The following is a 25,273-nucleotide window of genomic DNA, read 5'->3' as shown; positions in this document are numbered from 1 at the left end:
GTCCCCCAACCGAGGTCGGGGGCGGTTTCCATTTCCCGCCGGGTCCGCGGCGGGCCGGAGGACACTGGTGAGCATGATCCTGCGGACCGCTCCCACCCATGACCTCGGGCCCGCTCGGCTGCGCGCCGTCCGCGCCCTGCTCGACGGCGCCTTCGACGGCGACTTCGCCGACGAGGACTGGGACCACGCGCTCGGCGGGCTGCACGTCTGGGCCGAGGACGGGCACGGGGTCGCCGCGCACGGCAGCCTGGTGATGCGGCGGGTGCTGTACCGGGGGCGGTCGTACCGGATCGGGTACGTCGAGGCCGTGGCCGTGCGCGCGGAGCTGCGGCGGCAGGGGCTCGGCGGGCGGGTGCTCGGGGAGCTGGAGCGGGCGGTCGACGGGGCGTACGCCTTCGGGGCGCTGTCCGCGTCGCGGGACGGGGCCGGGCTCTACCGCGGGCGCGGATGGCGGCTGTGGCGGGGCCGGATCGAGACGCTGAGCCCGGCGGGGATCGTCCGGCTGCCGGACGAGGAGGACTCGACGTATCTGTGGGCGGCGGCCGGGCGGCCGCTACCGGACCCGGCCGAGCCGCTGGTCTTCGACTGGCGCGACGGGGACGTGATGTGACGTTCGTCAGTCCTGGTCGGTGCCGGTACGGGCCTTCACGGCCCTGCCCTTCCTCGTCTCCAGCTTCGCCGTGTAGACCGCCGACAGCGCGCTGCCCAGCGCGATCAGCATCGCGAAGCCCGGCAGGCCGAGGGAGAGGTACGCGGCGCCCGACGCCAGCGCCCACAGCGCGAGCAGCGCCTTGGCGCGGCGGCTCAGGAACCAGGACCGGTCCGGCGCCGCCGGCGGCGCGTCCAGGCTGCCGGCCGGGCCGGCGGTCGCCGCCTTGGGGCGCTTGAAGTAGCCGTAGACCACCCACTCGCCGCACAGCTCCCAGCCCTCCGGGTCCAGCTCGGCGAGCACCCGGGCCCGGCGCCGGCCGGCGATCACCTCGCGGCGGTACTCCCAGGCGAGCGCGACGCCGGGCGCCCGGCGGCACACGAAGCGGCCGATCGAGTCCAGGTGCTCCACCTCCCAGCCCTGGTCGCCGTGGACCGCCAGCATCCGCCGGTCGTTGAACAGGTCCGCGGTCCACGTCCAGTGCTCCGCCCGGCGGTCCGGCTCGCCGGGCTCGGGGGCGAGCCCGCCGAGCGAGGCCGCGAAGAGCGCGGCCGGGCCGAACTCCTCCTCCGGCGCGGTCCCCGACTCCGCGAGATGGGCGCGCAGTTCGTCGACGGTGCGCGCCAGCTGGTCCGCCGGCACGCCGGACGCGCGCAGCGCCCCGGCGAGCTCGGTGAAGTAGGCCTCGGTGGCGTCGGTGTTCATGCGTTTCCCCCCGCTTGCAGCGTGCCTCGTACGGCCCGGTGGAACTCCGTCCAGGCCGCGCTCTCGGCCGCCAGATGGGTGCGCCCCGGCTCGGTGAGCCGGTAGTAGCGCCGCCCCGGTCCGCGCTCGGCGGCCCGGAACTCGGCCTCCACCAGGCCCGCCTCCTCCAGGCGGTTCAGCACGGGATACAGCGTCCCGCCCTTGATCTCGCCCAAGCCCGCCTCGGCGAGCGACTTGGCGATCTCGTACCCGTAACTCTCGCCGTCGGTCAGGCAGGAGAGGACGAGCAGGTCGAGGACTCCCTTGAGCCAGCTGGATCTGCGGTCTGCGGCCATGACCGCATTCCATCACTACCTAGGTAGGAATGCAATCTAGCTAGCTCTCCAGACCATGCGCCGCGACGAGTGCCTTGCCGGTGTTCTCGCCGCGCAGCATCCCCAGGAACGCCGTCACGATGTGCTCGAAGCCCTCGGTCACCGTGACGTCCGGCGCCAGCCGCCCGCTGCGCAGGTGCGGCACGGCGAAGTCGTACAGCTCCTCCTGCGCGTCCATGTGGTCGCGCACCAGGAAGCCCTCCAGGCGGGCGTTCTTCTCCACCAGGTCGAAGAGGTTGCGCGGGGCGGGCGGGGGAGTGGCGAGGGAGTGGTACTGGGCGACCGCGCCGACCCAGGCGATCCGGCCGCGGTCGCGCAGGGAGCCGATCGCGGCTTCCAGATGGTCGCCGCCGACGCCGTCGAGGACGGTGTCCACGCCGTCCGGGGCGGCCCCGGCGAGCAGTTCGGCGACCGGGCCGTCGTGGTAGTCGAAGGCCGCGTCGAAGCCGATGCGCCCGGTCAGGTACGCCACCTTGGGCGCCGAGCCCGCGCTGCCGACGATCCGGCCGGCGCCGAGCAGCCGGGCGAAGCGGCCGGCCGCCGTGCCGACCCCGCCCGCCGCCGCCGACACGAACAGGTCCTCGCCCGCCTGGAGCCGGGCGATCCGGGTCAGGCCCACGTACGCGGAGAGCCCGGTGCCGCCGAGGATGCTGAGGTGTGCGGCGAGCGGCACTCCGGGGCCGAAGTCCGGGACCGGGCGGACCTCGGCGCGGCCGACCAGGGAGTGGGTGCGCCAGCCCTTGCGGTGCAGGACCAGGTCGCCGGGGCGCAGCGCCGGGTCGCGGGAGTCGAGCACCCGGCCGAGCGTCCGGCCCTCCATGGGTGAGCCCAGCGTCCACAGGACGTCGCCGTCCATCGCCTCGCGGTGGTACGGGTCCACGGACCAGAGCAGGTTCTCGACCAGGGCGGTGCCCGGCTCGGGGGCCGGGACCGGGGACTCGGCGAAGGTGAAGAGCCCGGGCGTCGGGAAGCCGTCGGGACGGGCGGTCTGATGGACGGTGATCATGGTCTCGTTCGTCATGCGGGAGACGGTAGGAAGGAATCCGGCGGCCGGGCAGGAGGTAGCGTCGATGGCCGCTGCCGATCCATGAATCCTGCTCATACGACGAGGTGAGAGCCCCGATGGCGACCGAATCCCTGCCCGCGGTGGGCGAACTGCGGATCATGCTCGCCGTGGCGCGCGCGGGCGGCTTCTCGGCCGCGGCGGCGGCGCTCGGCATGACCCAGTCGGCGGTCTCCCACTCCGTGCGCGTGAGCGAGCGCAAGCTCGGGGCCGTGCTCTTCGAGCGGGGCCGGACGGGCGCGGCGCCCACGGCGGCGGGAGAGGTGGCGCTCGGTCACGCCCGGCGGGTGCTGCGGCTGCTGGAGGTGATGGGCGCCGAGGTGCGCGGCGCCGGAACGGGCGGCGCGGGGCCGGTGCCCGCGGGGCCGCTGCGGATCGCCGCCTTCCGCAGCGCCGCCCTCCATCTGCTGCCGCCGGCCCTGGAGCGGCTCACGGCCCGGCATCCGGAGATCGCGCCCGAGGTGCGGATCGTCCGGGAGGTCGGACGCGGCACCGCCGGCGAGGTCCTCGACGGGCGGGCGGACCTCGGCATCGCGACGATCGGCACCACCTCGCCCGTACCGCCGGAACTGATCGGCGGCGTGCTCCTGGAGGAGGGCTACGCCCTGGTGCATCCGGCCGGGCATCCGGCGCCGCGCTCGCTGCCGCTGGTCGACTGGGTGGAGAACTGCACCTCGTACACCCGGCAGTGGTGGGCAGCCCAGGAGTGGCTGCCGCCGGCCACCGTGGAGGCGGAGGACGACGGAGCGGTGCTCTCGATGGTGAGCAGTGGTTTCGGCATGGCCGTGATGCCGGAACTGTCGCTGATCGGAGCACCGCCCTCGGTCGAGATCACCGATCTCGGAACGGCCCGCCCGACCCGCTCCGTCGGCTATGTCACCACTCCTGAGCTGGGCGGATCCCTCGCCGTGCGGGCACTGATCCGGGAGCTGCGGGCCCAGGCGGCGAGCAGGGCGGGCCGGTCGCCGTCTCAGATAGTAGGAAGTCCGAGTAATTGTGGAGACAGATGAGTCCGGCTGACCTAGCTTTGTAGAAGCCGAACGTCCCGCTCCATCGAGCGCAGGGCGGTCGAGAGTGCCACGCCCCGAGCAGGCAACCCCTGCGGCGTCGCTCCCCGCCCCTTCCGGCGCCTTCGATCACCACGCCCCTCCGTACCCGCACGTCCGGAGTACCGATCGCATCGATCGCACCGATCTCAAGGAGTCGATCCCTCATGGCCGCTCAGACCGCCCGCCGCGTCCGCCACTCCGCCGCCCGTCCCTCCGACGAGGCCCGCCAGAACGCCGCCGCCGCCCTCCAGCGCGCCCTCGACCGCCGTGACAACGGCGGCTCCACCGGCCACTGACCCACCGGTCGCCGATCCAGGTCGCCGATCGCCGGAAGTCCGTCCGCCGCCTGTTCGTTCGTCCACATGATGGACGGAACGTGTCAGACAATGGGACGAGGAGTAGGGTGCCGACATGTCTCACAGCATCGATCTCGCAGTCATCCCCGGCGACGGCATCGGCCAGGAGGTCGTGGCCCAGGGCCTCAAGGTCCTCGCGGCCGTCCTTCCCCAGGATGTGAAGCTGGAGACGAAGGAGTACGACTTCGGCGCCAAGCGCTACCACGCCACCGGTGAGACCCTCACCGACGCCGACCTCGACGCCCTCAAGCAGCACGACGCGATCCTGCTCGGCGCGATCGGCGACCCCTCCGTCCCGTCCGGCGTCCTGGAGCGCGGCTTCCTCCTGAAGCTGCGCTTCGCCTTCGACCACCACGTCAACCTGCGCCCCTCGAAGCTGCTCCCCGGCGTGGCCACCCCGCTCGCCGGCCAGCCCGAGATCGACTTCGTCGTCGTCCGCGAGGGCACCGAGGGCCCGTACACCGGCAACGGCGGCACCATCCGCAAGGGCACCGAGCACGAGGTCGCCACCGAGGTCTCGGTCAACACCGCCTTCGGTGTCGAGCGCGTGGTCCGGGACGCCTTCGCCCGCGCCCAGGCCCGCCCCCGCAAGAAGCTGACGCTGGTCCACAAGAACAACGTGCTGACCTTCGCGGGTCACCTGTGGACGGACATCTTCAACAAGGTCGCGGCCGAGTTCCCCGAGGTCACCACCGACTACCTGCACGTCGACGCCGCGACGATCTTCCTCGTCACCGACCCGGCCCGGTTCGACGTCATCGTCACCGACAACCTCTTCGGCGACATCATCACGGACCTCGCCGCGGCCGTCTCCGGCGGCATCGGCGTCGCCGCCTCGGGCAACATCAACCCGAGCGGCGCCTTCCCGTCCATGTTCGAGCCGGTCCACGGCTCCGCGCCGGACATCGCGGGCCAGGGCAAGGCCGACCCGACGGCCACCGTGCTCTCGGTCGCCCTGCTGCTGCGCCACCTCGGCCACGAGACCGAGGCCGCCCGGATCGAGGAGGCCGTCGCGGCCGACCTCACCGAGCGCGGGGACAGCGTCCGGACGACGGACGAGATCGGCGACGCGCTCGCGGTACGCGTAGCGAGCTGACCCGCCGCTGAACTCCACCCAGCCGCCGGGTCGCAAACCAGGACCCGGCGGCTGTACCTGTGCGGTCGCCGGGTGCCACCATCGAACCCTTGGACCGCGCACGCGTCTCCACGCGTCTACGCGTACCCACCCGTTTCGTGCCGTGGCCCCACGCGCGATAATCGGACGTGGGGCCGCGGCATGCGGGAAAGCTCGGACGTCCCAGCAGTTGTTTGCGTGACTGCGGAGCGGCGTGAGCGCGGTCCGACACACACAACCGGTGAAGGACAAGCACCCATGACGACGCCCACCATCGAGCTCAAGCCCTCCTCCAGCCCGCTGTCCGACGCGGAGCGCGAGGCGATCCTGGCCAACCCGGGATTCGGCCGCCACTTCACCGACCACATGGTCACCATCCGCTGGACCGAGGGCCGCGGCTGGCACGACGGCCAGCTCGTGCCGTACGGCCCGCTCTCCCTCGACCCCGCGACCAACGTCCTGCACTACGCGCAGGAGATCTTCGAGGGCCTGAAGGCCTACCGCCGCCCCGACGGTTCCGTCGCGTCCTTCCGCCCCGACGCCAATGCCCGGCGCTTCCAGGCGTCCGCGCGCCGGCTCGCCATGCCGGAGCTGCCGGTCGAGACCTTCGTCGAGGCGTGCGACGTGCTGGTCCAGCAGGACAAGGCGTGGGTCCCGGCGCACGGCGGCGAGGCGTCCCTCTACCTGCGCCCGTTCATGATCGCGACCGAGGTGGGCCTGGGCGTCCGCCCGGCCAACGAGTACCTGTTCGTGGTCATCGCCTCCCCGGCCGGCCCGTACTTCCCCGGTGGCGTCAAGCCCGTCTCCATCTGGGCCTCCGAGGACCGCGTCCGCGCCGTCCCCGGCGGCATGGGCGACGCCAAGACCGGCGGCAACTACGCGGCCTCCCTGCTCGCGCAGGCCGAGGCGGCGGCCAAGGGCTGCGACCAGGTCTGCTACCTCGACGCGGTCGAGCACAAGTGGGTCGAGGAGCTCGGCGGCATGAACCTGTACTTCGTGTACGGGGCCGAGAACAAGATCGTCACCCCGTCCCTCTCCGGCTCCATCCTGGAGGGCATCACCCGCGACTCGCTCCTCCAGGTCGCGAGCGACCTCGGCTACGAGTCCGTGGAGGCCCGCGTCTCCATCGACCAGTGGCAGCAGGACACCGCGAACGGCACCCTCACCGAGGTCTTCGCCTGCGGCACCGCCGCCGTCATCACCCCGGTCGGCACGGTCAAGTCCGCCCGTGGCGACTGGCAGCAGTCGGGCGGCGAGCCCGGCGAGGTCACGATGAAGCTGCGCGACGCGCTGCTCGCCATCCAGACCGGGAAGTCCGAGGACGTCCACGGCTGGATGCACGAGCTGGGCAAGTGACCGGGTAGGTCAGTCCACCAGGGCGCCCGGGACGGTCTCCGTCCCGGGCGCTTCCGTGTGCTCCGTGCCCCGCTGGGCGCGCCGGCCCGGCGTCAGCACCACGTACAGCACTCCGCCCACGATCCCCGAGAACACGAAGCTGCAGTCGACCCCGCCGGTCAACGAGAGCAGCGGGCCCTCGTAGAGCGGCGTCGACACCGCGGCCAGGCCGACCGCCGCGCCGAGCGCCCAGGCGACCGTGGCGCGCGGGTGCCAGCCCGCCCGGTACCAGTAGACGCCGCCGCGCGAGCGCCGGTTGTAGACCTGGAGCGCCTCGGCGTCGTACGTGCCGCGGCAGCGCCGGTGCCCGATCAGGGTGATGACCGCCCACGGCGTGCCGATGGCGGTGAGCAGCAGCACGAAGGACGTCATCGCGGTCTGCGCGTCCGAGGCGAAGTGGCCGAGGAAGACGAAGGCGGTGGCGACGGCGGCGACGACCAGGGTGGCGCGGGCGCGGGTGGCCTTCGGCAGGATCGCGTCGAGGTCCAGGCCCATGGAGTAGAGCATCAGGCCGGCGTTGCCGACCGAGCCGGCGGTCGCGGCGAGCAGCAGCGGGACCAGGTACCAGACGGGCGAGGCCGCGACGAGCGGTCCGGCGTACTCGGTGCCGGCGCGGGCCGCGAGCGCCGTGAACGTGCCGAAGAGCTGCGGTACGAGCAGGCCGACGACCAGGCCCAGACAGGTGGCGCGCCAGACCTTTCGCGGGCTGTGCTTCGCGGGCGAGATGTAGCGGGTGTAGTCGCCGAGCAGCGTGATGAAGGCGACCGGGCCGCTGAGCCCGGCGGCGACCGCGGCGAGCAGCCAGGTCGGCCGGAAGGAGCCGAGCAGGTACGGGGTGTGCGGCACGGCCGCGGTGGTGAAGTCCCCGGCGTACGCGACGAGTCCGACGGCGAGCAGCACGGTCATGCCGATCGCGAGGGCCTGGCTGAGCCGGAGCAGCAGCCGGTAGCCGTAGACGGCGCCGACGACGGTGAGGCCGGCGAGCAGCGCGTACACGAGGGCGTGCGCGGCGCCGCCGGTCGGCAGGCCGACCAGGCGTTCCAGGGTGCCGACCATCACGTCGCCGCCGATCCACAGGGTCAGCGCGGTGTAGCCGAGCGAGAGCAGCAGGCCGACCACCGAGCCGACGAGCCGGCCGCGGACGCCGAAGAAGGCACCGGAGGAGGTGGAGAGGTTGGTGGCGGTGCGCAGCGAGACCAGCGCGAGCGGGGCGGTGACGGCCACGCCGACGAGGGTGCCGGTGACGACCGAGGTGACCGAGGCCCACCAGCCGAGTCCGAAGGAGACCGGCAGCCAGCCGAACACGATCACGCCGAGGCAGAGGTTGGAGCCGAGCAGGATCGAGACGAGGTCACGGGGTCCGCTGGTGCGTTCCGCCTCGGGGATGGTGTCGACTCCGCGCTGTTCTATCGCCATGGGGGGCTCCCTGGGGGCCGGGGGTGGGGGCGGGCGGGGGCGTGGGGGGTTTAGAGCGACGCTCAATGTCAGCCAATGTGACTCATCGCGGACGGTCACGTCAATGCTTGGAAGATGGCTCGCGAACATTTAGAGTGTCACTCAAACAGGAGGTGTACGGACGTGCGACTGACCCCCACGGAACGCGACCGGCTGCTGCTCTTCGGCGCCGCCGAGCTCGCCCGCGCCCGCCGGGCCCGCGGTCTCCGGCTCAATGTGCCCGAGGCCACGGCGCTCATCGCGGACACCGTCTGCGAGGCCGCCCGCGACGGCAGGCGGCTCGCCGAGGCCATCGAGGCGGCCCGCTCCGTCCTCGGCCCCGAGGACGTGCTGCCCGGCGTCGCCGACGTGGTCACCGAGGTCCACGTCGAGGCCGTCTTCGACGACGGCTCCCGGCTCGCCGTGGTCTCCGACCCCATCGGCTGGGGATCGGCCCGCGAGACGGCGGGGGGCTCGCCCGGCGCCGCCGCGCCCGGCGCACTGCTCCCGGGACCCGGGTACGAGGAGGCCGGGCCGGCCCTCCGGCTCACCGTGCGCAACACGGCCGCGGTGCCGGTCAGCGTCACCTCGCACTTCCACTTCTTCGAGGCCAACCCGCGCCTCGACTTCGACCGCGCCGCCGCCTACGGGATGCGGCTCGCCGTCCCGGCCGGCGCCTCCTTCCGCTTCGACCCGGGCGGCGAGGCCGAGGTCGGCCTCCTGCCGATCGGCGGCGCCCGCGTCGCCATCGGCTTCGCCGGCCTCGTCGACGGCCCGCTGGACGCCCCCGGGGCGAAGGAGGAGGCCCTGCGCAGGGCCGCCGCCTGCGGATACCTCGGCGCCGACGCCCCGAAGGAGGGTGAGTGATGGACCCCTACGAGTACGCCTCCGTGCACGGCCCGCGCGCCGGTGACCGCGTCGTCCTCGGCGACTCCGGCCTCGTCGTACGCGTCGAGTCCGACTCCCAGAAGCCCGGCGACGAGTTCCTCGCCGGCTTCGGCAAGACCGCCCGGGACGGCCTGCACCTGAAGGCCGCGGCCGTCCGCGAGACCTGCGACGTCGTGATCAGCAACGTGCTGCTCATCGACGCCGTGCAGGGCATCCGCAAGGTGTCCATCGGCATCCGCGAGGGCCGCATCCACGCCATCGGGCGGGCCGGCAACCCCGACACCCTCGACGGCGTCGACGTCGTCGTCGGCACCGGCACCTCGATCGTCTCCGGCGAGGGCCTGATCGCCACCGCCGGCGCCGTCGACACCCACGTCCACCTGCTCTCGCCGCGGATCATGGAGGCGTCGCTCGCGAGTGGCGTCACCACGATCATCGGCCAGGAGTTCGGCCCCGTCTGGGGCGTCGGCGTCAATTCGCCGTGGGCCCTGCGCCACGCCTTCAGCGCCTTCGACGCCTGGCCGGTCAACATCGGCTTCCTGGGCCGCGGCTCCTCCTCGGACCCGGCGCCGCTGGTCGAGGCGCTCGCGGAGGGCGGCGCGTCCGGCTTCAAGGTGCACGAGGACATGGGCGCCCACACCCGGGCGCTGGACACCGCGCTGCGCGTCGCCGAGGAGCACGACGTCCAGGTCGCCCTGCACAGCGACGGCCTCAACGAGTGCCTGTCCGTGGAGGACACTCTGGCGGTCCTGGAGGGCCGGACGATCCATGCCTTCCACATCGAGGGCTGCGGCGGCGGACACGTGCCGAACGTGCTGAAGATGGCGGGCGTGCCGAACGTCATCGGCTCCTCCACCAACCCCACCCTGCCCTTCGGCCGCGACGCGGTCGCCGAGCACTACGGCATGATCGTCTCCGTCCACGACCTGAAGACGGACCTGCCCGGTGACGCGGCCATGGCGCGCGACCGGATCCGGGCCGGGACGATGGGCGCGGAGGACGTCCTGCACGACCTCGGCGCGATCGGCATCACCTCCTCCGACGCCCAGGGCATGGGCCGGGCCGGCGAGACCGTGCGCCGGACCTTCGCGATGGCCGGGAAGATGAAGGCCGAGCTCGGGCCCCTCGAAGGCGACGGCCCGCACGACGACAACGCGCGCGTGCTGCGCTACATCGCCAAGCTCACCATCAACCCGGCGATCGCCCACGGCCTCGCCCACGAGATCGGCTCCGTCGAGGTCGGCAAGATGGCCGACATCGTGCTGTGGCGGCCGGAGTTCTTCGGCGCCAAGCCCCAGATGGTCATCAAGAACGGCTTCCCCGCGTGGGGGGTCACCGGCGATCCGAACGCCGCCACCGACACCTGCCAACCCCTCGTCCTCGGCCCGCTGTTCGGCGCCCACGGCGCCGCGCCCGCCGAGCTCTCCGTCGCGTTCGTCGCCCAGGCCGCCGTCGACCTCGGCGCCGACAAGCTGCCCACCCGCCGGCGCCGCGTCGCCGTGCGCGGCACCCGCGGCATCGGCCCCGCCGACCTGCGGCTCAACTCGCGCACCGGCGACGTCCAGGTCGACGGCCGCACCGGCCTCGTCTCCCTGGACGGCGCGCCGATCCGCTCGGAGGCGGCCGAGTCCGTCTCGCTCAACCGCCTCTACTTCCTCTGAACCGCTTAGGACCCGCTCCCATGAACTACCGCATGCCCGCCGAGTGGACGCCGCACGAGCGCACCTGGATGGCCTGGCCCAGCCCCAACCCGACCTTCACCAACGACCAGGAGCTGGCCGAGGCCCGCGCCGCCTGGGCGACCGTGGCCCGAGCCGTGCGCCGCTTCGAGCCGGTGACCGTGGTCGTCGCGCCCGGCGACGGCGACTGTGCCCGCGCGCTGCTCGGCGACGACGCCGAGCTCCTTGAGCGCGATCTCGACGACGCCTGGATGCGGGACATCGGCCCCACCTTCGTCAAGGACGAGCAGGGCCGGCTGGCCGCCGTGGACTGGGTGTTCAACGGCTGGGGCGCGCAGGACTGGGCCCGCTGGGAGCACGACTCCAAGATCGCCCGCCATGTCGCGGACGCGGCGGGCGTGCCGGTCCTGAGCAGCCCCCTCGTCAACGAGGGCGGCGCCATCCACGTCGACGGCGAGGGCACCGTACTGCTCACCGACACCGTCCAGCTGGGCGCGGGCCGCAACCCCGAGTGGAACCGCCAGGAGGTCGAGGCCGAGATCCACGCGAAGCTCGGCACCACCAAGGCGATCTGGCTCCCGCACGGACTGGCCGGCGACTACGGCCTCTACGGCACCCAGGGCCACGTCGACATCGTCGCCGCCTTCGCCCGCCCCGGCACCGTCCTGGTCCACAGCCAGCAGAACCCCCAGCACCCCGACTACGAGCGCTCCCGCCTCTACGTCAGCCTGCTGCGCGGCCAGACCGACGCCCAGGGCCGCCCCCTGGAGGTCATCGAGGTCCCGGCCCCCACCGTCCTCAAGGACGAGGAGGGCGACTGGGTCGACTACTCCTACATCAACCACTACCTGTGCAACGGCGGCGTGGTCCTGTGCGCCTTCGACGACCCGCACGACGAGCTGGCCGCCGAGATCTTCCGCCGCCTCTTCCCCGAGCGCGAGGTCGTGCTCGTCGACGCGCGCCCGATCTTCGCGGGCGGCGGCGGCATCCACTGCATCACCCAGCAGCAGCCCGCGGTCTGAGCGCGGCGGCGAAACGGCGGCGGCGGAACGCGGGCAGAGGGGTGAGGTAGAACATACGGGTGAGTCAGAGCAGCGATCCGCACCACCCCGAGCCCGCGCCCCGGCCCGATCCCGCCCCGCATCCGCGCCGGCGCAACCAGGCCGCGCCGCCGCGGGAGGACGTGCTGGCCGCGGCCATGGACACGATCGCCGAGCGCGGGCTCGACGGGCTGACCATGGCCGGGCTCGGCCGGCAGGTGGGGATGAGCAGCGGGCACCTGCTCTACTACTTCCGCACCAAGGACGAGCTGCTGCTGCAGACGCTGGAGTGGAGCGAGGGGCGGCTCGGCGCCGAGCGCGGCGCGCTGCTCGCCAGGCCCGGCACGGCGCGGGAGCGGCTCGACGGGTACGTCGACGTGTACGTGCCGGACGGGCCGCGCGATCCGCACTGGACGCTGTGGCTGGAGGTGTGGAACCGCTCGCAGAACGCCGACGCGGACGCCCGCGCCCGGCAGGCCGCCATCGAGGGGGCCTGGCACCGGGACCTGGTCGCGATCCTCGCCGAGGGCGTCTCGCGCGGCGAGTTCCGGCCCGTCGACCCGGACCGCTTCGCGCACCGGATGCGGGCGCTGCTCGACGGTTTCAGCGTGCACGTCGCCGTCGGCATCCCCGGCACCGGCCGTGAGCAAGTCCTCGCCCACGTAAGGGAGTTCGTCGCCGAAACACTGCTTCCGTGACCGTTAGGCACGCAAGTACTCCCGATCGTTGCCCCGTGCGCCCTTGTTGACCGCGGGCCGCCTCCGGCACGGTTCTGGCCCATGGGACGAGAGCACTGGAAGAAGATCTGGGTCGGGTCGGCCGGCAACATGGTCGAGTGGTTCGACTGGTTCGTCTACGCGAGCTTCGCGACCTACTTCGCCGCGGCGTTCTTCCCCGAGGGCGACGACACCGCCAAGCTCATGAACACCGCCGGCATCTTCGCCGTCGGCTTCTTCATGCGCCCGGTCGGCGGCTGGCTGCTCGGCCGGGTCGGTGACCGCAGGGGCCGCAAGGCCGCCCTCACCCTGACCGTCAGCCTGATGTCCGCCTCGGCGGTGCTCATCGCCGTCGCGCCCACGTACGCCGTCGCCGGCTACGGCGGCGCCGCGGTGCTGCTGGTCGCCCGCCTGCTCCAGGGCCTGTCCGTCGGCGGCGAGTACGCGGCCAGCGCCACGTACCTCACCGAGGCGTCCGCCCCCGAACACCGCGGCTTCGCCTCCAGCTTCCAGTACGTGTCGATGACCGCCGGTCAGATCGTCGGCCTCGGCCTGCAGATCGTCCTCCAGCGGACCATGTCCGCGGACGCCCTGCACAGCTGGGGCTGGCGCATCCCCTTCGTCGTCGGCGCGCTCGGCGCGGCCGTCGTCTTCTACCTGCGGCGCAGCATGCTGGAGACCGAGGTCTACGCGCAGGACGCGGCCGGCTCCGGTCTCGCGCCCCGCGACAAGGGCACCCTCAGGGCGCTGTGGGCGCACAAGCGCGAGGCCCTGCTCGTCATGGCGCTCACCATGGGCGGCACGGTGGCCTACTACACGTACACCACCTACCTCACCAAGTACCTCTCCAACTCCGCCGGACTGCCCAAGCAGACCGCGACCCTGGTCTCCTTCTGCGCGCTCATCGTCTTCGCCTGCCTCCAGCCGCTCGCCGGCCGCCTCTCCGACCGCGTCGGCCGCCGCCCGCTGCTCATCACCTTCGCCGTCGGCTCCACCCTCCTGACCGTGCCGATCATGACGATGCTGCGGCACGCGGGCTCCTTCTGGCCGGCCCTCGGCCTCTCCCTGCTCGCGCTGCTCGTCGTCACCGGCTACACCTCCATCAACGCCTGCGTGAAGGCCGAGCTGTTCCCGACCGGCGTCCGCGCCCTCGGCGTCGCCCTGCCGTACGCCCTCGCCAACGCGCTCTTCGGCGGCACCGCCGAGTACGTGGCGCTGTGGTTCAAGGACGCCGGGCACGAGTCCGGCTACTACTGGTACGTCGCCGGCTGCGCGGCCGTCTCCCTGATCGTCTACGTGACGATGCGCGAGACCCGCGACATCGACCTCGGCCGGGTGGGCGCCGCCGGGCCCGGCTCCGTACCGCCGTCGTCCCGGGAGCGCAGCACGGTGGCCGATTCCGCATCGTGAGATCCCCGTCCGCCGCCGCGCGCGGGTGTGGCAGACTGCCGACGTGCCTGCTACCACGATGATTATCGGCAGCAGCGCGCCGGTCCGCAGTGACCGCTGAACCGTGGGACGTCAACCCCCACGGCAGCGGACACCGTGCCCCAGACCCGCGCGCAGACCTCTCGCACCCGCGAGGGGTTTTTTCGTTTTCCGGCCCCACCACCGCCGGAAACGGACCGCGCGTGAGAATGGGGGCAAGTGGATCCAGACCTTCCGGAGCCACATCCGACAGGAGCCATCAACGTCATGACCACGGAGAACGGCGAGAGCCCGCGCCCCGACGACAGCTTCCACGTCTTCGACACCACGCTGCGCGACGGCGCCCAGCGTGAAGGCATCAACCTCACCGTCGCCGACAAGCTGACCATCGCGCGGCACCTCGACGACTTCGGTGTCGGCTTCATCGAGGGCGGCTGGCCCGGCGCCAACCCGCGCGACACCGAGTTCTTCGCCCGCGCCAAGGAGGAGATCAGCTTCCGCAGCGCGCAGCTCGTCGCCTTCGGCGCGACCCGCCGGCCCGGCGCGAAGGCCGCCGACGACCCGCAGGTCAAGGCGCTCCTCGACTCCGGCGCCCCGGTCATCACCCTCGTCGCCAAGTCGCACGACCGGCACGTCGAACTGGCCCTGCGCACCACCCTCGACGAGAACCTGGAGATGGTCCGCGACACCGTCTCCCACCTGTGCGCCCAGGGCCGCCGCGTCTTCGTCGACTGCGAGCACTTCTTCGACGGCTACAAGGCCAACCCGGACTACGCCAAGGCCGTCGTCCGCGCCGCGCACGAGTCCGGCGCCGACGTCGTCGTCCTGTGCGACACCAACGGCGGCATGCTGCCCGCCCAGATCCAGGCCGTCGTCGCCACCGTCCTCGCCGACACCGGCGCCCGCCTCGGCATCCACGCCCAGGACGACACCGGCTGCGCCGTCGCCAACACCCTCGCCGCCGTCGACGCCGGCGCCACCCACGTCCAGTGCACCGCCAACGGCTACGGCGAGCGGGTCGGCAACGCCAACCTCTTCCCCGTGGTCGCGGCCCTGGAGCTCAAGTACGGCAAGACGGTGCTGCCCGCGGGCGCGCTCGCCGAGACGACCCGCATCTCGCACGCCATCGCCGAGGTCGTCAACCTCACCCCGTCCACCCACCAGCCGTACGTGGGCGTCTCCGCGTTCGCGCACAAGGCGGGCCTGCACGCCTCCGCGATCAAGGTGGACCCGGACCTCTACCAGCACATCGACCCCGAGCTGGTCGGCAACACCATGCGGATGCTCGTCTCCGACATGGCCGGCCGCGCCTCCATCGAGCTCAAGGGCAAGGAACTCGGCGTCGACCTCGGCGGCGACCGCGCGCTGGTCGCCCGGGTCGTCGAGCGGGTCAAGGAGCGCGAACTCAAGGGCTACACGTACGAGGCCGCCGACGCCTCCTTCGAACTGCTGCTGCGCGAGGAGGCCGAGGGCCGGCCGCGCCGCTACTTCCGCACCGAGTCCTGGCGCGCGATCGTCGAGGACCGCCCCGACGGCACGCACGCCAACGAGGCCACCGTGAAGCTGTGGGCCAAGGGCGAGCGGATCGTCGCCACCGCCGAGGGCAACGGCCCCGTCAACGCCCTCGACCGGGCCATGCGGGTCGCCCTGGAGCGGATCTACCCGCAGCTCGCCAAGTTCGAGCTGACCGACTACAAGGTCCGCATCCTCGAAGGCCGGCACGGCACCGAGTCCACCACCCGGGTCCTCGTCACCACGAGCGACGGCAACGCCGAGTGGTCCACGGTCGGCGTCGGCACCAACGTCATCGCCGCCTCCTGGCAGGCCCTGGAGGACGCCTACACCTACGGGATGCTGCGCGCGGGCATCGACCCGGCGGAGTGACCGCGCGTCGTACCGGAGTTCCGGGCGGCTCACGCCCAACCATGTCCGGTATGACTCGTCGTACATTCCGTGGTCGTACCCTCCGCGCGGTGCGGCCGGGTGCGATGGCGGCGGCCGTCACCGCGGCCGCCCTGCTCGCCACAGAACTCACCGCGGCGGCGGCCGCGCCCCGGGCCGGGCGCGGCCCCGATCCGGTGCGGCTCGTCGCCCCACCGGTCACGACGGTGGCCGAGGGCGGCACGGCCCGGATCCGGCTCGGCCTCGACGCCACCCGCCCGCTGCTGCGCCCCGTGACCGTCCGCTGGGCCACGGCCGCCGGACGGGCGGGTCTGCCGCCGGCGCCCGCGGCCCGGCCCGCCGAACCCGCCCGCGACTACCGGGCCTCCTCCGGCACCGTCACCTTCCCGGCCGGCACCCTGCCCGGCGCCGCCCGCACCGTCGAGGTGCCCACGCTGCGCGACGCGACGCCCGAGACCGCCGAGGCCGTGCCCGTCACCCTCGACGTCACCGGCGCCGCCGCGCCCGAACAGGCCCCGCTGGTCGTGGTCGACGCCAACGGCCTGCCGTACCTGGACGCCACCCGGCCCGTACGAGACCGGGTCGCCGACCTGCTCGGGCGGATGACCCTCGCGGAGAAGGCCGGCCAGATGACCCAGGCCGGACGCGACGACCTCGCCGCCGAGAAGGACATCACCACCTACGCCCTCGGCTCGGTCGTCCACGACGCCGCGCCCGACTCCGCGCCCGCCCGCACCGCCGAACAGTGGCGGCAGACCCTCGACACCTACCAGGGGCGCGCCCGGGCCACCCGCCTCCAGATCCCGCTGCTGCTCGCCGCCGACGCCGTGCACGGCCACGCCCTGGTGCCGGGCGCCACGGTCATGCCGCACAACATCGGACTCGGCGCCACCCGCGACCCCGCGCTCGTCGAGCGGCTCGCCGCGATCACCGCCGAGGAGACGCGGGCGACCGGGATCGCCTGGGACTTCTCGCCCTGCGTCTGCGTCGTGCGCGACGTGCGCTGGGGGCGGACCTACGAGTCCTTCGGCGAGGACCCGGACCTCGTCTCCTCGATGGCGGTCGCCGTCCGGGGCCTCCAGGGCGCCGCCGACGGGAGCGACCTCGCCCGCAACGACAAGGTGCTGGCCACCGCCAAGCACTTCGTCGGCGACGGCGGCACCGCCTACGGCTCCGGCCGGGCGCCCTACGTCATCGACCAGGGCGTCACCCGGATCGACCGGAGCGGCCTCGACACGGTGCACCTCGCCCCGTTCCGGCGGGCGATCGCCCTCGGGGCGGGCTCGGTGATGGCGTCGTTCTCCTCGCTCGAGATCACCGGCGAGCCGGGCGGACCGGTGAAGATGCACGCCCACCGGAAGATGATCACCGGTGTCCTGAAGGGCGAGCTCGGCTTCAAGGGCATCGTCGGCAGCGACTGGGAGGCCGTCGACCAGATGCCGGGCGGGGCGGTCGAGAACGTGCGCGACGCGGTCAACGCCGGGATCGACATCACCAATGCCCCGCTGACCTACAAGGACTTCGGCCGGATCGTCGCCGGCGAGGTCGCGGCGGGTCGGATCCCGCTCGCCCGGATCGACGACGCCGTCAGCCGCGTCCTGGAGAAGAAGTTCCTCCTCGGCCTCTTCGAGAGGCCGTACGCCGACACCGCCCACCTCGCCGGGATCGGCTCCGCCCCGCACCGGGCGGCGGCCCGCGAGGCCGTGGCGAAGTCGCAGGTGCTGCTGAAGAACGCCGCGAAGGTGCTGCCGCTGCGCAAGGGCGGGCGGCTGTACGTCGCCGGCTCGAACGCCGACGACCTGAGCGCGCAGTCGGGCGGCTGGACCATCGGCTGGCAGGGCGCCGCCGGCCGAGCGACCGGCGGCCGCACGATCCTGCAGGCGCTGCGCGCCGCGGATCCGAAGGCCCGCGTCACCTACTCCGAGGACGCCTCGGCGCCCACGGCCGGGCACGACGTGGGCGTGGTCGTCGTCGGCGAGGACCCGTACGCGGAAGGCGTGGGCGACGTCGGCGTCGGCGGCCACGACCTGGAGCTGTCCGCGGCGGACAAGAAGGCCGTCGACCGGGTCTGCACCCGGATGCGGTGCGTGGTCCTCGTCGTCTCCGGGCGCCCGCAGCTCCTCGGCGACCGGCTCGGCGAGATCGACGCGCTGGTCGCCTCCTGGCTGCCCGGCAGCGAGGGCGACGGGGTCGCCGACGTGCTCTACGGGCGCCGGGGCTTCACCGGCCGGCTGCCGCTGACCTGGCCGAAGTCGGCCGCGCAGCTGCCGGTGAAGGCGGCCGGCGGCGCGGGGAGCCCGCAGTTTCCGTTCGGCTGGGGCCTGACGACCCGGGCCGGCGCACCGGCCGCCCGGCGCTGATCGCACGACTGTGCGAGGCGAGGTCTGAATGCTCCCCTTTGGGGGTAATCACGGTGGTATGAGGACGAGGATCCCGCTCCTTTCGGCCATCGCCGGACTGCTGCTGCTCGCGCTCCTGGCCCTGGCACCCCTCGCGGGCGCCAGGGCCACGGGGATCTCCGACGCGGCCGCCGCCCTGAAGCAGGGCCCGGTGTACGTGGACCCCGGGGCCGCCGGGCAGCTGTCGAAGGGCGACGCCGACGCCCTGGCGAAGAAGATCAAGGACGCGGACAAGCCGCTGTTCGTGGCGGTGCTGCCGGCCAACGCCCAGTTCCCGCCCCAGAACCTGCTGCGCAACCTGCGCACCCAGACCGGGATCACCGGCCTCTACGCCGTGCGCCTCGGCAACGGCTTCAACGCCGCCGCCGACCGCTCGGTGATCTCACGGGACGCCGTGAGCAACCTCGTCACCTCCGTACGGCAGCCCGGCGTCGACGCGAAGACCGAGCTGAACAACTTCGTCGACCAGGCCCTGCCGAGCATGCGCGGCTCCGCGCCCGCCTCCTGGGGCGCCGGCGGCAAGAGCTCCGGCGTACCGGTGGCCGGCCTGGTGACCGTGGGCGCGATCGTGGTCGCCGGCGGCGCCGGCCTGTACGCGGTGTCGCGGCGCAAGCGGCTCCGCAGGGAGGCCGAGGAGCGCGCGGCCCTGGACCGGCTGCGGGTCGTCGTCGACGAGGACATCACCGCCTTCGGCGAGGAGCTGGAGCGGCTCGACTTCCACCCGGCCGAGGCGGGCGCCACGGACGCCATGCGCGGCGACTACGAGCGCGCCCTCGACTCCTACGACCAGGCGAAGTCCCGGATGGGCGCCGTGAGCCGGCCGCACGAGGTGCGCGGGGTCACCCAGTCCCTGGAGGACGGCCGCTTCTCGCTCGCCGTGCTCGCCGCCCGCCGGGAGGGCCGGCCGCTGCCCGAGCGGCGCCCGCCCTGCTTCTTCGACCCGCGCCACGGCCCGTCCGTCGCCGACCGCGAGTGGACCCCGGCGGCCGGCACGGCCCGCGAGGTCCCGGTGTGCGCCGCCGACGCCGCCCGCCTCGACGACGGGCTCGACCCGCGGGCCCGCACGGTCGAGACCGACGGCGGCCGCCGCCCCTACTGGGAGGCGGGACCGGCGTACGGCCCCTGGGCGGGCGGCTACTTCGGCGGCGGCATGCTGCCCGGCCTCCTGGTCGGCACCGCGCTCGGCTCGATGCTCGCCACCCCGGCCTACGCCGCCGAGTACGGCGGCGGGGACTTCCAGCACTTCCAGGGCGGCGACTTCTCCGGCGCCGACTTCAACCCCGACGACTTCGGGTCGAACGACTTCGGCGGCGGTGACTTCGGCGGTGGCGGCGGCTTCGACGGCGGGGGCGGTGGCTTCGACGGCGGAGGCGGCGGCTTCTAGGGCCGCTCCGGGAACCGGCTACACCAGGGGCTTCACCGACATCAGCAGATGGCGGTGGGTGCCGGTCCCGCCCTCTCCGCCCGCGGTGATCAGCGCGCGCTGCCCCGGGCCGAGCAGGTGCAGGCCGAGTTCGGGCGCGTCGAAGGAGCCGAGCGCGTCGAGGAGATAGCCCGGGTTGAAGGCGACCGTCACCGCCTCCGCGCCGGTGAGCGCGGCCGGCAGCCGCTGCGAGGCCACGTCGTCCTCGTACCCGGCCTGGAGATGGACCGTCGTGCCGTCGAACGAGAGCTGTACGGGGCTGTCGCCCTCCGCCACGACCGCCACCCGCTTCACGGCCTCGACCAGCGGGGCCCGCTCGGTGACCGCCACGGCGTGCTCGCCGAGCGCGAAGAGCTTGTCGTGGCGGGGGAGACGGCCGTCGATGAGCCGGGTGGTGGTGCGCATGCCGCCGCTCTCGAAGCCGGCGGTGCCGCCGTCCAGGAACAGTGAGACCGGTCCCGTGCCGGCGAGCGAACGGGCGGTCTCGGCCAGGCGCCGGGCGGGCAGCACGACGTCGACCGGGGCGCCGGCCGGGGCCTGCGGCCGCCACTCCAGGGTGCGCACCGCATAGCGGTAGCGGTCGGTCGCGGCCAGCGTCATCGTCGGGCCGTCCAGGCCGAGCCGTATGCCCGTGAGCACCGGCAGCGAGTCGTCCCGCCCGGCCGCCACCGCCACGTGCCCCACGGCCGCCGCGAACGCGTCCGCGTCCACCGTGCCGCAGCGGGCGGGCAGTCCCGGCTGGGCCGGATAGTCCTCCAGCGGCAGCAGCGAGAGTCCGAAGCGGGCGTCGCCGCCGGTGACGGCGAGCCGGGCGCCGTCGGCCGCGCAGTCGACCGGGCCGTGCGGCAGCACCTTGCAGATGTCGAGCAGCCGCCGCCCGAGCACCAGTGCCCGGCCCTCGCCCAGGACGTCAGCGGCGACCTCGATCCGGGCGGACGCCTCGTAGTCCAGACCACAGACGCGCAGCCGGCCGTCCGCCGCCTCAAGGAGCAGACCGCCGAGCACGGGCACGGGGGAGCGGGCGGGCAGCACCCGGGCGGCCCAGGCCACGGCCTCGGTCAACACGGCGCTGTCGATACGGATTTCCATGCCGCCGACGCTAGCGGCCGCCACTGACAACGGGCCGTCCCGCGCCTCCTGACCGGGAATCAGCGCGGACCCTTGATCGTTCGCCAGTCCGAGGGGCATCCGCAGCGGAGCATCCGCAGACGAAGGGGGAGGGCGGACGTGACTGACGTCCACGGCACCGTGGCGCCCGGATTCGAGTCCGTGCGCGAGGAGTTCGCCACCGTGGCCGCCGCCGAGGCGCGCGACGGCGGCGCCCAGCTCGCGGTCTACCACCGCGGCCGGCAGGTGGTCGACCTGTGGGGCGGCGACGGGGTCGACGGGGACTCGCTGCTCGCCCTGTACTCCTCGGCCAAGGGCGCCACCGCGCTGGTCGTCGCCCTCCTCGTGCAGGACGGCACGCTCGACCCGGACCGCGAAGTGGCCTCCTGGTGGCCCGAGTTCGCCGCCGAGGGCAAGGGCCGCCTCACCCTGCGCGGGCTGCTCGCGCACCGGTCGGGGGCCATCGGCGTCGACGGCGGCTTCACCCTCGACGAGCTCGTCGACGACCGGCTGGTCGCCGCCCGGCTCGCCGCCCACCGCCCGTACTGGGAGCCGGACACCGGCCACGGCTACCACGCCCTCGCCTTCGGCGCCCTGGTCGGCGAGGTCGTCGTGCGCGCCACCGGCCGCACCGTCCACGAGCTCTACGAGGAGCGGATCCGCGCCCCCTACGGCATCGACTACCACCTCGGCCTCCCCGAGGAGCTCGAAGCCCGCTTCCGCCCGGCCCTGCCGGAGCTGCCCACCCCGCTCCAGCGGGCCTTCCTGGCGGCGAACCCGGTCGACCCGGCCGGCCTCCTCGCCGTCTCCTTCGGGCTGCACGGCGAGCAGCCGGCCGATCTGGTCGCCTTCGGCAACTCCCGCGCCGTCCACGCCGCCGCCCCGCTCTCCGGCGGCGGCGTCGGCAGCGCCCGCGGCCTGGCCCGGATGTACGCGGCGGTCGCGGACGAGCTGGACGGCCGGCCGCCGCTGCTGAAGGCCGACGTGCTGGCCGAGGTGTCCCGGATCCACTCCTCGGGCCGGGACCTGGTCACCGGCGAGTTCAACGCCTTCGGCCTCGGCTTCGTGCCGCTCGCCACCCGTCACCCCGAGCTCGGCCCGACCGCGATCGGCCACAGCGGCGCCCCCGGCTCCCAGTCCTTCGCCGACCCCTCGCGCGCTCTCTCCTACAGCTACGCCCGCCGCCGCTTCGCCTTCCTCGGCGGCCCCGGCGCGTCCGAGAACGCCCGGCTGGTCCGCGCGGTGACGGCCGCCGCCGACGCCGCCGATCGCACCGGGTCCTGAGACGCCGAGCGCCCGCCTTCCGCGGAAGCGGAGAGGCGGGCGCGCTCGTGTTCTCGACGGGCCCCTCGGGGCCCTCGGTCAGGCGGCGTTCTTGATGGCGGAGATGTCGAAGTTCAGCTTGACCTTGTCGCTGACCATGACGCCGCCGGTCTCCAGGGCCGCGTTCCAGGTCAGGCCCCAGTCGGAGCGCAGGATCTCGGCCGAGCCCTCGAAGCCGACGCGCTCGTTGCCGTAGACGTCCGTGGCGGTGCCGTTGAACTCCAGGTCGATGGCGAGCGGCTTGGTGACGTCCTTGATGGTCAGGTCGCCCTTGACCCGGTACTTGTCGCCGCCCAGGTGCGCCGCCTCGGTGGAGCGGAAGCTCATCAGCGGGAAGGTGTCGGCGTCGAAGAAGTCGCCGCTGCGCAGGTGGCCGTCACGGTCGGCGATGCCGGTGTCGATCGAGGCGATCTTCACGTCGATGGTGGCGCTGGAGGCGGCCGGCTCGGCGCCGTTCAGCTTCAGCGAGCCCTCGTGCTCGGCGAAGGTGCCGCGGACGTTGGTGACCATCGCGTGCCGGACGGTGAAGCCGATGCTGCTGTGGGCCGGGTCGATCGTGTAGTCGCCGGTCAGGGCGGCAAGGGCCGGGTCCACGGGGAGGGTGGCGACGGCGGTGGTGGACTCGGTGTTGTTCTTGCGGCTGAACAGACCCATGACGTGCTCCTTGGGGACGGTGCGCAGGGGGGAGAGTGCGCTTTGTTGAACCTTCAACGAGAACGACTGTAGACCTATTCCGTTCAACTTTCAACATCTTGGGAGGATGTTTCACCCGGACGGCCCAGCGGCGTCACCGAGCCGACCCCCGACGCCCTCTGGCGAACGCGCGTAGAACTGCGGCACCATGCCCGACGAGCACCACCTGCACAGCCGTCCCCAACCGTCACGGTCATCCGCAGGAGGCATCCGTGAAGCTCCGCTCCGTCCTCACCGCCGTCGCCCTGGTCCTGGGCGCCCTCTTCGCCCCCGGATTCGGCGTCCTCGCCGGCGCCGGCGAGGCCCACGCCGCCGTCACCAAGATCAGTCACGCCACCGCGACCTCGATGTTCCGCGAGGTCGGGATCACCTGGTCCTCGTCCGGCAACTGCTCGGACCGCAACAACCCCACCTGCACGTCCTTCGACCAGCTCAACCTGGCCACCGCCCAGGGCGCCCAGACCCTCAAGCGCGCCACCGGCTGCGCCCTCAACATCACGGGCGGCACCGAGACCGGCCACGCGAGCGGCACGTACTCGCACTGGAACGGCTACAAGCTCGACTACGGCAAGAACACCTGCGTCACGAACTACATCAAGAACACCTTCGCCTACATCGGTCTGCGCGGCGACGGCGCTCCACAGTGGCAGTCCGGGTCCGGCAACGTCTACGCCGACGAGGGCAGCCACTGGGACGTGACCTACTACAACTGCGGCGGCTGCTGAGCCTTCGCACCACGGCCTCACCCCGGGTGGAGCGGGCGCTACCCACCGTCGCGCGCCGCTTATGTAGAAAACCTACAATCACCTGGGGTGTCTGGCTGTTGACTCGCTCTGGTGGGGCGAACGTTCTGTCAGGCCCCACCAGGATTCGACACGCGAGACTGTACGGAGTGGACGGCGGGGTTTTCAGGGCCGACTTCGTAGGGTCGGTACATGACCGTTGTGGACCAGATCCCGAGCGAGCCCGCTGACGCCCGTGGCCGTGTGGCCGAGCTGCACGAGCTGCGCGAGCAGGCTCGGCGTGGCCCGAGTGACCGAGCGACCGAGGCCCAGCACGCCAAGGGCAAGCTGACCGCTCGCGAGCGCATCGAGCTGCTGCTCGACCCTGGTTCCTTCAACGAGGTCGAGCAGCTGCGCCGGCACCGCGCGCAGGGCTTCGGCCTGGAGGCCAAGAAGCCGTACACCGACGGTGTCGTCACCGGCTGGGGCACGGTCGAGGGCCGCACGGTCTTCGTCTACGCGCACGACTTCCGGATCTTCGGCGGCGCGCTGGGCGAGGCCCACGCCACCAAGATCCACAAGATCATGGACATGGCCATCGCGGCCGGTGCCCCGCTGGTCTCCCTGAACGACGGCGCCGGCGCCCGCATCCAGGAGGGCGTCTCCGCCCTCGCCGGCTACGGCGGCATCTTCCAGCGCAACACCAAGGCGTCCGGCGTCATCCCGCAGATCAGCGTGATGCTCGGCCCGTGCGCCGGCGGCGCCGCCTACAGCCCCGCGCTGACCGACTTCGTCTTCATGGTCCGCGAGACCTCGCAGATGTTCATCACCGGCCCGGACGTCGTCAAGGCGGTCACCGGCGAGGAGATCACCCAGAACGGCCTCGGCGGCGCCGACGTGCACGCCGAGACGAGCGGCGTCGCGCACTTCGCGTACGACGACGAGGAGACCTGCATCGCCGAGGTGCGCTACCTCCTGTCGATGCTCCCGCAGAACAACCGCGAGAACCCGCCGGTCGTCGCCTCCGAGGACCCGGCCGACCGCCGCTCCGACGTGCTGCTCGACCTCGTGCCCGCCGACGGCAACCGCCCGTACGACATGCACAAGGTCATCGAGGAGCTCGTCGACGACGGCGACTACCTGGAGATCCACGAGCGCTGGGCCCGCAACATCATCTGCGCCCTGGCCCGGCTCGACGGCCAGGTCGTCGGCATCGTCGCCAACCAGCCGCAGACGCTGGCCGGCGTGCTCGACATCGAGGCGTCCGAGAAGGCCGCCCGCTTCGTGCAGATGTGCGACGCCTTCAACATCCCGATCATCACTCTTCTGGACGTACCCGGCTTCCTGCCCGGCGTCGACCAGGAGCACGGTGGAATCATCCGGCACGGCGCGAAGCTGCTGTACGCGTACTGCAACGCGACCGTGCCCCGGATCTCGCTGATCCTGCGCAAGGCGTACGGCGGCGCGTACATCGTCATGGACTCCCAGTCCATCGGCGCCGACCTGACCTACGCCTGGCCCACCAACGAAATCGCGGTGATGGGTGCCGAAGGCGCCGCCAACGTCATCTTCCGCAAGCAGATCGCGGAGGCCGAGGACCCCGAGGCGATGCGCGCGCGCATGGTCAAGGAGTACAAGGCCGAGCTCATGCACCCGTACTACGCCGCGGAGCGCGGCCTGGTCGACGACGTCATCGACCCGGCCGAGACCCGCGAGGTGCTCGTGAAGTCCCTCGCCATGCTCCGCACCAAGCACGCCGACCTGCCGTCCCGCAAGCACGGCAACCCGCCGCAGTAGGCCTCAGCAAGAGGAGC

Annotated in this window: 22 protein-coding genes; 16 read left to right on the top strand and 6 right to left on the bottom strand. The window is 72.9% G+C overall.

Going from position 1 to position 25,273, the window contains the following annotated elements; genetic code table 11:
• The first annotated feature begins 73 nt into the window (after window positions 1–73).
• Entirely contained in the window at window positions 74–610 is a 537-nt protein-coding gene (locus ACFYU9_RS32780) for a GNAT family N-acetyltransferase (RefSeq protein ID WP_389208839.1), read from the top strand.
• Between the two features lie 6 nt (window positions 611–616).
• Here the strand turns inward: ACFYU9_RS32780 and ACFYU9_RS32775 are convergent, their stop codons facing one another.
• Genes ACFYU9_RS32775 through ACFYU9_RS32765 form a run of 3 tightly spaced genes read right to left on the bottom strand, consistent with a single transcriptional unit; the run spans window position 617 to window position 2,749 of the window.
• Window positions 617–1,354, bottom strand: coding sequence for a hypothetical protein (locus ACFYU9_RS32775; RefSeq protein WP_389347233.1), 738 nt, complete (start codon window positions 1,352–1,354; stop codon window positions 617–619).
• Window positions 1,351–1,689: a PadR family transcriptional regulator gene (locus ACFYU9_RS32770; RefSeq protein WP_389347231.1), complete on the bottom strand. Its 339-nt coding sequence runs from the start codon at window positions 1,687–1,689 to the stop codon at window positions 1,351–1,353. Before ACFYU9_RS32770 ends, ACFYU9_RS32775 begins: the two co-directional genes overlap by 4 nt.
• Before the next feature lie 40 nt (window positions 1,690–1,729).
• On the bottom strand, window positions 1,730–2,749 hold the full coding sequence (locus ACFYU9_RS32765) for a zinc-binding dehydrogenase (RefSeq protein ID WP_389208845.1): 1,020 nt from the start codon (window positions 2,747–2,749) through the stop codon (window positions 1,730–1,732).
• A gap of 101 nt (window positions 2,750–2,850) precedes the next feature.
• On the opposite strand from ACFYU9_RS32765, the gene ACFYU9_RS32760 reads away from it, so the two are divergent.
• The 4 genes from ACFYU9_RS32760 (at window position 2,851) to ACFYU9_RS32745 (ending at window position 6,666) form a co-directional block, all read left to right on the top strand.
• Window positions 2,851–3,801, top strand: a complete 951-nt coding sequence (locus ACFYU9_RS32760) for a LysR family transcriptional regulator (protein WP_389347229.1) — start codon at window positions 2,851–2,853, stop codon at window positions 3,799–3,801.
• A 203-nt stretch (window positions 3,802–4,004) separates the two neighbouring features.
• Window positions 4,005–4,136, top strand: a complete 132-nt coding sequence (locus tag ACFYU9_RS32755) for a hypothetical protein (protein WP_361396577.1) — start codon at window positions 4,005–4,007, stop codon at window positions 4,134–4,136.
• 115 nt (window positions 4,137–4,251) lie between these two features.
• Window positions 4,252–5,292 carry a 3-isopropylmalate dehydrogenase gene (locus ACFYU9_RS32750; protein ID WP_389208849.1) on the top strand — a complete coding sequence of 347 codons (1,041 nt, stop codon included), beginning with the start codon at window positions 4,252–4,254 and terminating at the stop codon, window positions 5,290–5,292.
• Between the two features lie 276 nt (window positions 5,293–5,568).
• Entirely contained in the window at window positions 5,569–6,666 is a 1,098-nt protein-coding gene (locus tag ACFYU9_RS32745; RefSeq protein ID WP_389347227.1) for a branched-chain amino acid aminotransferase, read from the top strand.
• A gap of 9 nt (window positions 6,667–6,675) precedes the next feature.
• Here the strand turns inward: ACFYU9_RS32745 and ACFYU9_RS32740 are convergent, their stop codons facing one another.
• A complete protein-coding gene (locus ACFYU9_RS32740; RefSeq protein WP_389208853.1) occupies window positions 6,676–8,121 on the bottom strand; it encodes a cytosine permease in 1,446 nt (481 codons plus the stop codon).
• Window positions 8,122–8,283: 162 nt separating this feature from the next.
• Here ACFYU9_RS32740 and ureA point away from each other — a divergent pair, with 162 nt between their 5' ends.
• The 8 genes from ureA to ACFYU9_RS32700 all read left to right on the top strand — a co-directional run bounded on the left by ureA (window position 8,284) and on the right by ACFYU9_RS32700 (window position 19,575).
• On the top strand, window positions 8,284–9,006 hold the full coding sequence (ureA, locus tag ACFYU9_RS32735) for an urease subunit gamma (protein ID WP_389347225.1): 723 nt from the start codon (window positions 8,284–8,286) through the stop codon (window positions 9,004–9,006).
• The gene (locus tag ACFYU9_RS32730) at window positions 9,006–10,688 is read left to right on the top strand and encodes an urease subunit alpha (RefSeq protein ID WP_389347223.1); all 1,683 of its coding nucleotides are present in this window, start codon (window positions 9,006–9,008) and stop codon (window positions 10,686–10,688) included. The genes ureA and ACFYU9_RS32730 overlap by 1 nt, the downstream gene beginning before the upstream one ends.
• 20 nt (window positions 10,689–10,708) lie before the next feature.
• Entirely contained in the window at window positions 10,709–11,728 is a 1,020-nt protein-coding gene (locus ACFYU9_RS32725; protein ID WP_389208859.1) for an agmatine/peptidylarginine deiminase, read from the top strand.
• 176 nt (window positions 11,729–11,904) lie between these two features.
• Complete coding sequence (locus ACFYU9_RS32720) at window positions 11,905–12,444, top strand: TetR/AcrR family transcriptional regulator (RefSeq protein ID WP_389209226.1); 540 nt, start codon at window positions 11,905–11,907, stop codon at window positions 12,442–12,444.
• Between the two features lie 81 nt (window positions 12,445–12,525).
• Window positions 12,526–13,872, top strand: coding sequence for an MFS transporter (locus ACFYU9_RS32715; protein WP_389347221.1), 1,347 nt, complete (start codon window positions 12,526–12,528; stop codon window positions 13,870–13,872).
• 285 nt (window positions 13,873–14,157) lie between these two features.
• Window positions 14,158–15,774 (top strand): citramalate synthase, encoded by a 1,617-nt coding sequence (gene cimA, locus ACFYU9_RS32710; protein ID WP_389347219.1) that lies wholly within the window; start codon window positions 14,158–14,160, stop codon window positions 15,772–15,774.
• Window positions 15,775–15,824: 50 nt separating this feature from the next.
• A complete protein-coding gene (locus tag ACFYU9_RS32705) occupies window positions 15,825–18,152 on the top strand; it encodes a glycoside hydrolase family 3 protein (protein ID WP_389347217.1) in 2,328 nt (775 codons plus the stop codon).
• A 58-nt stretch (window positions 18,153–18,210) separates the two neighbouring features.
• Window positions 18,211–19,575 carry a hypothetical protein gene (locus tag ACFYU9_RS32700; RefSeq protein ID WP_389347215.1) on the top strand — a complete coding sequence of 455 codons (1,365 nt, stop codon included), beginning with the start codon at window positions 18,211–18,213 and terminating at the stop codon, window positions 19,573–19,575.
• A gap of 18 nt (window positions 19,576–19,593) precedes the next feature.
• Here the strand turns inward: ACFYU9_RS32700 and dnaN are convergent, their stop codons facing one another.
• Window positions 19,594–20,703 (bottom strand): DNA polymerase III subunit beta, encoded by a 1,110-nt coding sequence (gene dnaN / locus ACFYU9_RS32695; RefSeq protein ID WP_389208868.1) that lies wholly within the window; start codon window positions 20,701–20,703, stop codon window positions 19,594–19,596.
• Window positions 20,704–20,841: 138 nt separating this feature from the next.
• Here dnaN and ACFYU9_RS32690 point away from each other — a divergent pair, with 138 nt between their 5' ends.
• Window positions 20,842–22,005 carry a serine hydrolase domain-containing protein gene (locus ACFYU9_RS32690; protein WP_389208870.1) on the top strand — a complete coding sequence of 388 codons (1,164 nt, stop codon included), beginning with the start codon at window positions 20,842–20,844 and terminating at the stop codon, window positions 22,003–22,005.
• Between the two features lie 78 nt (window positions 22,006–22,083).
• Here ACFYU9_RS32690 and ACFYU9_RS32685 read toward each other — a convergent pair whose 3' ends face one another.
• Window positions 22,084–22,698 carry a YceI family protein gene (locus tag ACFYU9_RS32685; RefSeq protein ID WP_389208872.1) on the bottom strand — a complete coding sequence of 205 codons (615 nt, stop codon included), beginning with the start codon at window positions 22,696–22,698 and terminating at the stop codon, window positions 22,084–22,086.
• A 251-nt stretch (window positions 22,699–22,949) separates the two neighbouring features.
• Here ACFYU9_RS32685 and ACFYU9_RS32680 point away from each other — a divergent pair, with 251 nt between their 5' ends.
• Together ACFYU9_RS32680 and ACFYU9_RS32675 are read left to right on the top strand one after the other, a co-directional pair.
• Window positions 22,950–23,462, top strand: a complete 513-nt coding sequence (locus tag ACFYU9_RS32680) for a hypothetical protein (protein ID WP_389208874.1) — start codon at window positions 22,950–22,952, stop codon at window positions 23,460–23,462.
• Between the two features lie 210 nt (window positions 23,463–23,672).
• Window positions 23,673–25,256 (top strand): acyl-CoA carboxylase subunit beta, encoded by a 1,584-nt coding sequence (locus ACFYU9_RS32675; protein WP_389208876.1) that lies wholly within the window; start codon window positions 23,673–23,675, stop codon window positions 25,254–25,256.
• The last annotated feature ends 17 nt before the right edge of the window (window positions 25,257–25,273 follow it).

Origin of the sequence: Streptomyces sp. NPDC004327 (genome assembly GCF_042873935.1) — a bacterium.
Classification (GTDB): Bacteria; Actinomycetota; Actinomycetes; order Streptomycetales; family Streptomycetaceae; genus Streptomyces.
This window is presented reverse-complemented; position numbering and strand designations above follow the sequence as displayed.

Coding starts and splice junctions, on each gene's coding strand:
- ACFYU9_RS32770 (WP_389347231.1), bottom strand. CDS start 1,689: ATGGCCGCAGACCGCAGATCCAGCTGGCTCAAGGGAGTCCTCGACCTG.
- ACFYU9_RS32745 (WP_389347227.1), top strand. CDS start 5,569: ATGACGACGCCCACCATCGAGCTCAAGCCCTCCTCCAGCCCGCTGTCC.
- ACFYU9_RS32725 (WP_389208859.1), top strand. CDS start 10,709: ATGAACTACCGCATGCCCGCCGAGTGGACGCCGCACGAGCGCACCTGG.
- ACFYU9_RS32750 (WP_389208849.1), top strand. CDS start 4,252: ATGTCTCACAGCATCGATCTCGCAGTCATCCCCGGCGACGGCATCGGC.
- ACFYU9_RS32675 (WP_389208876.1), top strand. CDS start 23,673: ATGACCGTTGTGGACCAGATCCCGAGCGAGCCCGCTGACGCCCGTGGC.
- dnaN (WP_389208868.1), bottom strand. CDS start 20,703: ATGGAAATCCGTATCGACAGCGCCGTGTTGACCGAGGCCGTGGCCTGG.
- ACFYU9_RS32720 (WP_389209226.1), top strand. CDS start 11,905: ATGGACACGATCGCCGAGCGCGGGCTCGACGGGCTGACCATGGCCGGG.
- ACFYU9_RS32705 (WP_389347217.1), top strand. CDS start 15,825: ATGACTCGTCGTACATTCCGTGGTCGTACCCTCCGCGCGGTGCGGCCG.
- ACFYU9_RS32775 (WP_389347233.1), bottom strand. CDS start 1,354: ATGAACACCGACGCCACCGAGGCCTACTTCACCGAGCTCGCCGGGGCG.
- ACFYU9_RS32760 (WP_389347229.1), top strand. CDS start 2,851: ATGGCGACCGAATCCCTGCCCGCGGTGGGCGAACTGCGGATCATGCTC.
- cimA (WP_389347219.1), top strand. CDS start 14,158: ATGACCACGGAGAACGGCGAGAGCCCGCGCCCCGACGACAGCTTCCAC.
- ACFYU9_RS32740 (WP_389208853.1), bottom strand. CDS start 8,121: ATGGCGATAGAACAGCGCGGAGTCGACACCATCCCCGAGGCGGAACGC.
- ACFYU9_RS32755 (WP_361396577.1), top strand. CDS start 4,005: ATGGCCGCTCAGACCGCCCGCCGCGTCCGCCACTCCGCCGCCCGTCCC.
- ACFYU9_RS32685 (WP_389208872.1), bottom strand. CDS start 22,698: ATGGGTCTGTTCAGCCGCAAGAACAACACCGAGTCCACCACCGCCGTC.
- ACFYU9_RS32715 (WP_389347221.1), top strand. CDS start 12,526: ATGGGACGAGAGCACTGGAAGAAGATCTGGGTCGGGTCGGCCGGCAAC.
- ACFYU9_RS32700 (WP_389347215.1), top strand. CDS start 18,211: ATGAGGACGAGGATCCCGCTCCTTTCGGCCATCGCCGGACTGCTGCTG.
- ACFYU9_RS32765 (WP_389208845.1), bottom strand. CDS start 2,749: ATGACGAACGAGACCATGATCACCGTCCATCAGACCGCCCGTCCCGAC.
- ACFYU9_RS32730 (WP_389347223.1), top strand. CDS start 9,006: ATGGACCCCTACGAGTACGCCTCCGTGCACGGCCCGCGCGCCGGTGAC.
- ACFYU9_RS32780 (WP_389208839.1), top strand. CDS start 74: ATGATCCTGCGGACCGCTCCCACCCATGACCTCGGGCCCGCTCGGCTG.